Origin of the sequence: Streptomyces sp. B1866 (assembly GCF_031932565.1) — a bacterium.
GTDB lineage: Bacteria > Actinomycetota > Actinomycetes > Streptomycetales > Streptomycetaceae > Streptomyces.
This window is the reverse complement of record NZ_JAVSCF010000056.1, coordinates 18,361-27,372: the sequence shown is the minus strand read 5'-3', so window position 1 is coordinate 27,372 and position 9,012 is coordinate 18,361. Positions and strand designations below refer to the sequence as shown.

Sequence of the window (9,012 nt, the reverse complement as noted above, 5' to 3'; positions counted from 1 at the left end):
AGTGATCTTCGTTGAGAAAACCTCAGTGACTGAACGAATTCCTCCGGTACTTCACCGCGAGGAAAGTCGTCACCCTCCTCCAGCCAGCCGATGTTGACTGCCTCGACTCCCTCGGGGACAGATCCGACGCTGTATTCGTAAGGGGATAGTTCCTCATACCGCGTCAATGGGCCCCCTTTTCGTCGCTGCCGTCGGCGTTCTGCCGGAAGATGGCACAGGGCGGTGGGTTTCAGTTCGTCCGGCTGGCGCCCGCCGCCCGCGCAAGGATGGCATGCGGGCGCGGCCTTCACGATCATGCTGAGTGGCACCAACGTGATCACGGACGGTCGCGCCCTTCGTCGTTCACCCGGCCCCGTCCAAGATCCGAGCACGCATCACGCCTGGCCCGGCGGTTCGGCCCGGTCCTGGCTACCGGTGAACAGGTTCCGCGCCACGGCCAGGGCATCGGCCATGTCTTTCTCATCTGTGTACGGCAGGCCGGCCTGCGGGCGGTACAGCGCGATGGGCTCAGCCAGGGTCTCGGAGATCTCCGTGTCGAGAAAATTCTGCACGAGAACGTCTTCGATTTCGCTGACGAGGTGAGTCGACTGGTCCTGGCCGCTCAGAAATCGGTCAATCATGCTCAGGAACTGCCCCTCTGGATTCATGGCAGATTCATCTCCTTTGGGATCATGACCGTGACGACGTGACTCTGGCCATGGTGTTGTCAATTGGCATGTCTACGATGCGGCAAGGATCTTGGCTTTTTCTTGCTCGTAGGCTTCGAGAGCCCAGGGCTCGTGATCGTAAAAGGCCTCCCAGAAACCCGGACGGTTCCAGAATGCTGGGCGAAGCGAGAACGATCCGCTCTCCAGCATGAAGAATTCCCAGGAAGGCGGGATTTTTGTGGACGTCACTGAGAAGAGGCGGCTGTCGAACAGGGCGGAGTGTTCAAGGTGGGAGTACTCGATCCGGAACCGAGTGTTCCTGTCGTCTCGTGAATATACTTCCAGGACCACGTATTCTCTGTCGAGGCTCAGTGTGTTTGCGCCCTGGTGGTAACGTTCTTCCACTCTCTGGGGGCCAGCGAATTTTACCCTCATGGGCGCTACCTTCTGTTCATGACCACCTTGAGTCATAATCAGCTCGTTGAGGCGCAGCCCCGTCGAGCTCTTTCTCTTCATGTGCGCCCCATGGTGTCAGAGAAAGTAGGGGTAGATATCGATTTGCGATGCCTGGAGAGTGATACGGGAGCCGATTTCGGGGAGTTCAACTCCTTGCGTGAATTCGATTAGTAGCAGGTCGTTCCCCATTCGCAGGCTTACGACCGCGTCTGTCCCCACGGCTTCAACGGTTCCGGTGAGTCTCGCCCTGCCCTCGGGTTCGGAATTCTCGCTGGCCACCGCTTCCTGTTTTCCTGTTGCCCAGGATGTGAGAGTATCGGGGACATCGAACTCGACGTGAAATGTGCTCCCAACGGTCGGAGGGGTTTCTCCCTTCCAGAGCCCCCAGGCTCTCCCTGATTGGCACTCAAATTCCACCAGATTCGATTTCGTCTGGCTGGAGTTGGTGATCGTGATCTGCACTATTTGACTCCGAGGGGTACTCTGGTCATGGTGTTGCCAATTACCCACTCGTTGGTGGGTGATATGAAATCCCAGGTTTCCATGTGGAAATGAAATTTCGTTGGCTTGCTGTTCATTTCGTGAGGTCCCATACGGATGCTTCGGTGGCCGTCGGCCGAGACGAGGCGGTCAGGGTCGGGCAAGCCCGTTCGGGGATGAATGTTGGTGTAAGGGCCGTCGCCCAAAAACTCTTCCCATGAATCCATGGCTTGGTTTGGCTTGAGCGGTTTGGAAGCTATTATCTCCGGTGTTTGTACCACCGTTTGCTGCGGCGGGCTAGCTGAATACGGCGCGAGCCCCAGCGGATCGGCCCACGTCACCGGATTGTGCACGTACGTGACCGGGTTCGGCGCCGGGACCAGCCCCAGCGGGTCCGGAGAGGCGTAGCGGGCCGTCGCGGGGTCGTAGTAGCGGTGGTGGTTGTAGTGCAGGCCCGTTTCCGGGTCGGCGTACTGGCCCGGGAAGCGCAGCGGCGTGTACGCCGTCGCGTCCCGGTTCCACGTCGTCGTCCCCCACAGCGTGGCCCGCGTGCGCCACGCCACCCCGCCCGCCTCGTCCACCAGGTGGGTCGGGGCGCCGACCAGGTCCGTGACGATGGCGAAGAAGCGCCGGTCGATCTCCGCCTGCGTGGTGGCGTCGGTGATGCGTTCGGTCTGGGTCAGCGGGTGGAGGCCGTCGTGGTCCCAGGTGAGCGTGACCGGGTGCGGCAGTCCGGCCGCCGTGGTGGTCTGCTCCACGAGCGTCGTGCCGTCCCAGGTGAAGTCCACCTGTTCGGCCACCTCGCCCGCCTGCGTCAGGCGCTGCTTGGAGATGCGGCGGCCCAGCGGGTCGTAGCGGTAGTGCCAGCGCGTGCCGTCCGGGGTGGTGACGGCCGTGAGGCGGTCCTCGGCGTCCCATTCGCAGCGCCAGGTGTCGGGTCGCTTCGACAGGCGGTCCTTCTGCCGCAGCACCACCCGCCCCGCCGCGTCGTGCTCGTACCGGACGCGGCCCGCGCGCGTGACGCGCGTGCCGGTGTACGCGCGCGGGCCGGTGGCCGCCGGGTCGGGGTGGTGGTCCGGCCAGGTGGCGTGGGTCTGGTTGCCCACCGCGTCGTAGGCGTACGTCTCCGTCCACTCGGGAGCGCGGACCGCCGTCACCCGGCCCGCCGCGTCCAGGTCGAAGGCGTGGGCGCCCGTGCCGGTGTCGTGCATTGCGGTGACGTGGCCGTCGGGGCGGTAGGTGTACGTACGCGCGTGCAGGGGGGACGAAGCAGCCGCCAGGGACTGGGCGGTCAGGCGGCCCAGCGGGTCCCAGGTGTGGGACAGCAGCAGGTCCTCGCCGATGCGGCGGGTCAGTTCGCGGCCCGCCGCGTCGTGGGCGAAGTCCAGCGTGTGGCCCGAGGCGGTCAGGCGCGTGGGCCTGCCCGCCGCGTCGTACGCCCACGTCGACACCGCGCCCGCCGGGGTCGTACGGCGCACCCGGCGGCCCGCCGCGTCGTACGCGTGGCCGACCACGCGGCCGTCCACCATCTCCGACCTGACCCGGCCCAGCCGGTCCCGCTGGAGGACCAGTTCGGCGTCCGGGCCGGTGGCCGAAACCAGCCGTCCCGCCTCGTCGTAGGCGTACGCCGTGGCCCGGCCCGCCGCGTCCTTGCCCACGACGCGGCCGAGCGCGTCGCGCTCCAGGGTGACGGTCTGGCCCAGCGGGTTCGTACGGGACGTCAGGGCCCCGGCGGCGTCGTAGCCGTAGGCCAGGGTGCGGCCGTCGAAGTCGGTCTCGGAGGTCAGGCGGCCTGCCGGGTCGTAGGTGTATGTCCAGGTCAGGCCCTGCGGGTCGACGACCCTGCGAAGGCGCAGCGCGGTGTCGTGCTCGAAGGTGTACCGCACGCCGTCCGGGCCGGTACGGGCGGCGAGCAGGTCGAAGTGCGTGTACTCGTAACGGGTGACGCCGCCGCACGGGTCCACGTGCCGGACGCGGTTGCCCTCGCCGTCGTACTCCCAGGTCTCCGCCGTCCCGTCCGGCCGGACGCGGCGCGCCAGACGGCCCTCGACCGTCCACTCCAGGCGGGTGACCGCGCCGAGGGGGTCGGTGACGGCGACCGGGCGGCCGAAGGCGTCGCGGTCGTACCGGGTCACCGCGCCGAGCGGGTCGGCGATCTCCACCGGCAGGCCCGCCGCATCGCACCGCACGCGCGTGACCGCGCCCAGGGGATCGGTGACCGAGGCGAGGTGCCCGCGCGGGTCGTAGCCGTAGCGGGTGGTGTGGCCCGCCGGGTCGGTCANTACCGGGTCACCGCGCCGAGCGGGTCGGCGATCTCCACCGGCAGGCCCGCCGCATCGCACCGCACGCGCGTGACCGCGCCCAGGGGATCGGTGACCGAGGCGAGGTGCCCGCGCGGGTCGTAGCCGTAGCGGGTGGTGTGGCCCGCCGGGTCGGTCAGCGCGGTGCGGTTGCCGTACGCGTCGTACTCCTGCCGCCACACCGCCCCGTCCGCGTCGGTGACCACGACCGGCAGTCCGAGGTCGCCGTAGACGGCGGTGGTCCCCCGGCCGTCCGGGCGGGTGACGGCCAGCAGGCGGCCCGCCGGGTCGTAGCGCAGGCTCGTGGTGCGGCCGAGCGCGTCGGTGCGGGTCAGGACGCGGCCCGTGCGGTCGTGGGTGGTGCGGGTGGTGTGGCCCAGCGGGTCGGTCACCGCCACGACCTGGCACGCGTCGTCCACCTCGTAGCGGGTGGCGTGGCCCTCGGGCGTGGTGACGGTGGTGACCCGGTGGCCGGTACGGGGGTCGGGCTCGCCGTAGGCGATGCGCACCGAGACGTGGCCCTCGGTGCCGCCTTCGGCGACGCAGCGGTCGCGGTGGTCGTAGACGTAGTCGTAGCGGCGGTCGTTGGTGTCGGTCCAGGCGGTGACCCGGTGCGCGTCGTCGTAGTCGAAACGCAGCGGGCGGCCGGTCGAGCCCGTCACCTCGGCGAGGTCGCCGTCCGCGGTGTAGCCGTAGCGGACCAGCTCCAGGTCGGCGCCGCCGGGACCGGCCCCGGCCAGACGCAGGGCGGCGATCCGGCGCTCCCGCGACCGGCCGCCGGCGACCGTGAACCGCAGGTGGTATCCGCCGGAGTGGACGACGCCCAGCGGCGTGCCGTCGGCGGCGTACTCGAAGACCAGCCGGTGCCCGCCCCGGTCGGTGACCTCCGCCAGGTGCGCCTCGCCGTCGCCGCCGCCCTCCGGCCCGGTGAAGTGCCATACTTCGCCGGTGCCGGGGTCGGTGACGGTGTAGTCGCCCGCCGCCGTGCGCTCCAGGGCGCGGCGCGGCCCGGTCGCGGGCCAGGTCGGCAGGCCGGGCGCGGGGTGCGGATAGGACAACAGCAGCCCGTCCTCGCAGACGAACACCACGCCCTCGGCGTCGATTTCCAGCCGCTGGTCGGCCGTGCTCGACCAGGACGGGCCGAACCACCGCCCCGCCCGGTACCCCGACTCCACCCGCCGCCGGAAGACCAGCGGCAGCGTGCCGGGCAGCGTCACGTCCGTCTGCGCCAGGTACATCCGGCCGGTGGCCAGGTCCACCGGGTCCGTGCCGCCGGAGGTACGGGCGTGGTCGGGCCTGCCGTACTCCGCGGGGCCGCCGGCGTCCCGCAGCATCCCGCGCCCCGGCGCCCGCCCGGCCGCGCCCAGCTCCCGCGCCGCCGCGCCCGTACGGCCCGCCGTGCCCAGCCCCTTGGTGCCGATCAGCTCGGGCACCAGGCGGCCCGCGCCCTCGGCCGGGTCCTTCTCGAAGGAGCCCCACATGTCCGACAGGGCCCCGGCCGGGTTCGCGGCCATCCGCGCCAGCCCGGCCGCGGTGCCGTTCAGCCCCGCGAGGTACGTGGCGGGGTGGGTGAGGTTGTACGGGTCCGTGGGGTTGAGGGAGCGGGCGAAGTCCACGAGGCCCGCCGTGCCGCGCACCACCCCGCCCGACAAGTGCTCCGCGTCCAGCCGCAGCCCGCCGACGCCCGCCTCGACCCGGTCCCCGTACGACGGTTTCGGCGGGGCCAGGGCGCGGGCCTGCTGGACCGCCCGGGTGGCGCCGCGGTGCGCGTCGTCACGCTGCCTGCGCGCCTCGGAGAGGATGTCGCGGGCCGCCTTCAGGTCGTCCGCGCCCGGGTCGTGGAACGCGCCGGGCCGGGCGGGCAGCGTGTCGCGGTCGCGTCGGTCGGCGGGGGTGTCACTGTAGGCGTCGACCGCCTTGTTGTACGCGTCCACCTGGTCGCGGTACGCGGCGCGGGCGTCGTGGGACGCCTTCTTGCCCTGCTTGTACCGGCGCACGGCCTCCTCGGCCTGCTGCTGAGCCCATTCCACCGTCCCGGCGAAGTCGCGCAGCGCGGCGGCGGCCTTCTCGCACGCGTCCGCCGCCGTGAACCACTTCTTCGGCTGGAGCCCCGCCTTCTCCCGGAAGGCGTCCGCCGTCTCGCCCCGGAAGGAGTGTGAGTCCAGCCCCTGTAACCCCCGGCCCACGTCGTCGAAGGCGGTCTTCAGGTCGGTGAGGTGCCCGGCGGTGGAGCGCAGCTTGCCGGGGCTGCCGTGGATGAGCTTCTTCGGGTCCTCGGTCTCGTCGAGTTGCAACTCGTCCACATCGGCGCCGAGCCGGTTCGCCACCGAGTCGGACTTGTCGCGGACCCAGTCCGCGCCGCTGTCCCAGCCGATGTCCTCCATCCGGTCGGCGGTGAAGTGGCCGACGTCGTCGACGGCCTCGCCGACCTTCTCCTCGGCCTTCTTGACGATGTGCTTGACCGGGTCCGGTACGAAGTCCCCGAGCCCCAACGGTGCACCCCCTCAAACGGCTTTCCGGGCCTGTCGATGTCCCGCGCCCGCCGGTTCCCGTCACCGGCCGCCGGCGGCGTCCTTCCAGGTCTGCGCCGCGTCGTGGCCCGCCTGCTCGAAGGAGCGCCCGCTGTAGTCCGGCGCGTCGGGGGTGAGGACGTCGTCCCAGCTCTGGTCCGCGACCTCCTCCTCGGAGGCGTGCGGGTTGCCGGTGGGCGACACGGCGTTCACCGCGACCTTCAGCGTGCCCGCGAGGTACCGGTCCTCCTCCCAGTGGGTCCCGGCCGCGATCCCCAACTGGTCGGCCAGCTCACTCGCGTCCTGGACCAGCGTCCGCACCCCCCACTCCCACTGGTCGCAGAACCCCTCGAAGGCGTCGGCCAGCCCGCCGCCGCCCGCCTCCATCTTGGTCATGGCCAGCTCGGACAGGCCCGCGCCCTGAAGCGCGTCGGTGGTGCCCCCGATGCCCTTCAGCTCGCCGACGGCGGACCGCAGACCCCGGGTGATCAGATCGACGGACTCCTTGCCGACCTCCAGGTCGCCGCGACCGCTCACGCCTCTCCCTGCCGCGCGCCGGCCTCCGCCTCGTCGGCGTCGACGGCGGCGCCGTCCGGGACGATGCCCGTGACCGGCGGGAACAGCATGGCCCCGGCCTCGTCCGCCACGTCGACCGCCACCCCGGCCGGAACGCCCAGCTCCGGCACCATGGCGTCCACCAGCCGCGCGCCGAGCACCGCGACGTACGCCCACTCCTGGCCGGGACCCGCCCCGCGGGCCAGGGCGAAGCGCGCCAGCGGCTCCTCGCCGGTGAACGCGTAGATCCACCGGATTCCGCCGAACTCCCCGGTCATCAGCCCGCCGTCGGCGACCGGCACCAGCACGGCCGTACGCCGGAACTCGCCCACCATCGCGGCCGGATCCCCGGTCCCCGCCCGTACCGCCGCTATGTGCCCGGCCAACTCCATGCGGCCCATCGTCACACCGGCCGGTCGGCTGCCGCAACGAGGCCCGCCGGGCGGGCCTCCCGGGCGCGTCCATGGCCGTGGTCCTGTCCGTCGCCCGTGCTACTCGCCGCCGTAGAGCCGCGCCAGGTCCACGAGCGCGACGGCTCCGTCCTGGTCGGCGGCGCGGCGAAGGTCGTCGGAGAAGCCCGCTCCGCTGAAGCACAGCAGGCGCGTGCCGTCGGCGGGAACGGCGCCCCGCGCGCGGAGCAGGTCGCGGATGTGCTGGAGGCGGCGCAGGTGACCGAGCCCCATGGTCTCGTTCCACTTGGCCTCGCCGATGGCGAGCAGGGCCTCGCGGTCGGGTCCGGCGTCCTCGCAGTGCCCGAAGACGGCGATGTCGACCTCGCGGCTGGTCCTGGCGGCCGGGTCGTTGACCGTTCCGCTGGCGACGCGGGCAGGGTGGCCGCCCAGGGTCTCCGGCGCGGCGTGCCACCGGGCCCACTCCCGGCACAGGGTCTCGAAGTGGGGCCCGAGGACCTTGCTGCGGAAGGTCGACTGGGCACGGCCCCATACGGCCGGGGCGCGGCCGGGGCGCTCCAGGTCGCCCCAGGAAGGACGCATGACGGCGTGGTAGAAGGTCACGAGGGGTTCGGCGATCCGGTAGGCCCACCGGTTGCCCCGGAACGCGTCGGGCTCGTGGCGGATGAGGCCGACGTCCTCCAGGACGCTGAGCGGGTGCGCGAGGTCGGTCGACTTGCGGCCGAGGTAGTCGGCGATGCCGCCGCGCGCGGCGTTGCCCAGGGCGATGGCGGCCAGTACGGAGTGGTACAGCGCGGTGTCGTGCAGGTCGGGCTCCTCGGCGAGCAGGTAGCGGGCCTCGCGGAAGAGGGGGCGGCCAGGGTTGAGCACGGCGCGGACCACCCAGTCGTCGAAGTCGTCGGGCCCCTGGGGCGTGTCGCCCTGGGTGAACTCCCGCCGGTACGCGGGCGTGCCGCCGACGACGGCGTGGGTGAGGGCGGCGGTGCGGGGGTCGGCGATCTCCCAGAACCGGGCGGCGAGGCGGTAGTCCAGGGTCGGCACGACGAGTTCGAGCCCGGCCCGGCCGCGCAGCGGGGCGCTGCCGGACAGCAGCCGTCCCATGAAGGACAGGGCGGAGCCGCACAGCAGCAGCCGCACGGGCGTGTTGTCGCGCTGGGCCGAGGGGTCCAGGGCGCGCTGGATGATGGACGGCAGGGCGGGCGAGGCCTTGGCGAGGAAGGGGAACTCGTCGATGACGACGGTCGTGGGCCCGTCCGTAGCGACGCGCAGCAACCGGGCTACCGCCTCGTCCCAGCCCGCGAAGCGAAACGGCACCGGCTCCCCGCAGTAGTCGGCGAGCGCCGCGCCGAACTGCCGCAGGGCGTCGGCCTCGGTGGTCTCCGTGGCGGTGAACATGAAGCCGCCCGAGGCCCGGGTGAGCGCGTCGAGCAGGAACGTCTTGCCCTGGCGCCGCCGCCCGGACACGACGCCGAGCGTGGCCTCACGGCCCGGATAGCGCACGAACCGCGCCAGCTCGGCCCACTGGAACTCGCGGTCGAACATCTCGGGGGGCTTGTCCATCACGCCTCGCCAGGGATCGATAGGTGCAGTTATTATAACTGGACCTATCCAAGCTGCGGGCTGGCGTGCGCCTGCGCGAGCCCCGCCGGTCGGC

General features: G+C 71.3%; 6 protein-coding genes and 2 pseudogenes. All 8 read right to left on the bottom strand.

All coding sequences use genetic code 11. The annotated features are described in order from the left end of the window. Positions 1-320, bottom strand: a pseudogene (locus RKE29_RS10950) (hypothetical protein); the annotation flags it as partial. Between the two features lie 54 nt (positions 321-374). Beyond that, positions 375-647, bottom strand: coding sequence for a hypothetical protein (locus RKE29_RS10945; protein ID WP_312004960.1), 273 nt, complete (start codon positions 645-647; stop codon positions 375-377). A gap of 72 nt (positions 648-719) precedes the next feature. Beyond that, the gene (locus tag RKE29_RS10940; RefSeq protein WP_312004959.1) at positions 720-1,163 is read right to left on the bottom strand and encodes a hypothetical protein; all 444 of its coding nucleotides are present in this window, start codon (positions 1,161-1,163) and stop codon (positions 720-722) included. A 15-nt stretch (positions 1,164-1,178) separates the two neighbouring features. Beyond that, positions 1,179-1,565 carry a hypothetical protein gene (locus RKE29_RS10935; protein ID WP_312004958.1) on the bottom strand — a complete coding sequence of 129 codons (387 nt, stop codon included), beginning with the start codon at positions 1,563-1,565 and terminating at the stop codon, positions 1,179-1,181. 326 nt (positions 1,566-1,891) lie between these two features. Further along, a pseudogene (locus tag RKE29_RS30805) lies at positions 1,892-6,375 on the bottom strand (putative T7SS-secreted protein); the annotation flags it as partial. 60 nt (positions 6,376-6,435) lie between these two features. Beyond that, a complete protein-coding gene (locus tag RKE29_RS10920; protein WP_312004956.1) occupies positions 6,436-6,930 on the bottom strand; it encodes a hypothetical protein in 495 nt (164 codons plus the stop codon). Continuing rightward, positions 6,927-7,340 carry an SseB family protein gene (locus RKE29_RS10915; RefSeq protein WP_312004955.1) on the bottom strand — a complete coding sequence of 138 codons (414 nt, stop codon included), beginning with the start codon at positions 7,338-7,340 and terminating at the stop codon, positions 6,927-6,929. The genes RKE29_RS10920 and RKE29_RS10915 overlap by 4 nt, the downstream gene beginning before the upstream one ends. 99 nt (positions 7,341-7,439) lie before the next feature. After that, on the bottom strand, positions 7,440-8,918 hold the full coding sequence (locus RKE29_RS10910) for an ATP-binding protein (protein ID WP_312004954.1): 1,479 nt from the start codon (positions 8,916-8,918) through the stop codon (positions 7,440-7,442). Between the last annotated feature and the right edge of the window lie 94 nt (positions 8,919-9,012).

Excerpts from the sequence above, each read along its gene's own strand:
- RKE29_RS10945 (WP_312004960.1), bottom strand. The coding sequence starts at position 647 with ATGAATCCAGAGGGGCAGTTCCTGAGCATGATTGACCGATTTCTGAGC.
- RKE29_RS10940 (WP_312004959.1), bottom strand. The coding sequence starts at position 1,163 with ATGAAGAGAAAGAGCTCGACGGGGCTGCGCCTCAACGAGCTGATTATG.
- RKE29_RS10915 (WP_312004955.1), bottom strand. The coding sequence starts at position 7,340 with ATGGAGTTGGCCGGGCACATAGCGGCGGTACGGGCGGGGACCGGGGAT.
- RKE29_RS10910 (WP_312004954.1), bottom strand. The coding sequence starts at position 8,918 with ATGGACAAGCCCCCCGAGATGTTCGACCGCGAGTTCCAGTGGGCCGAG.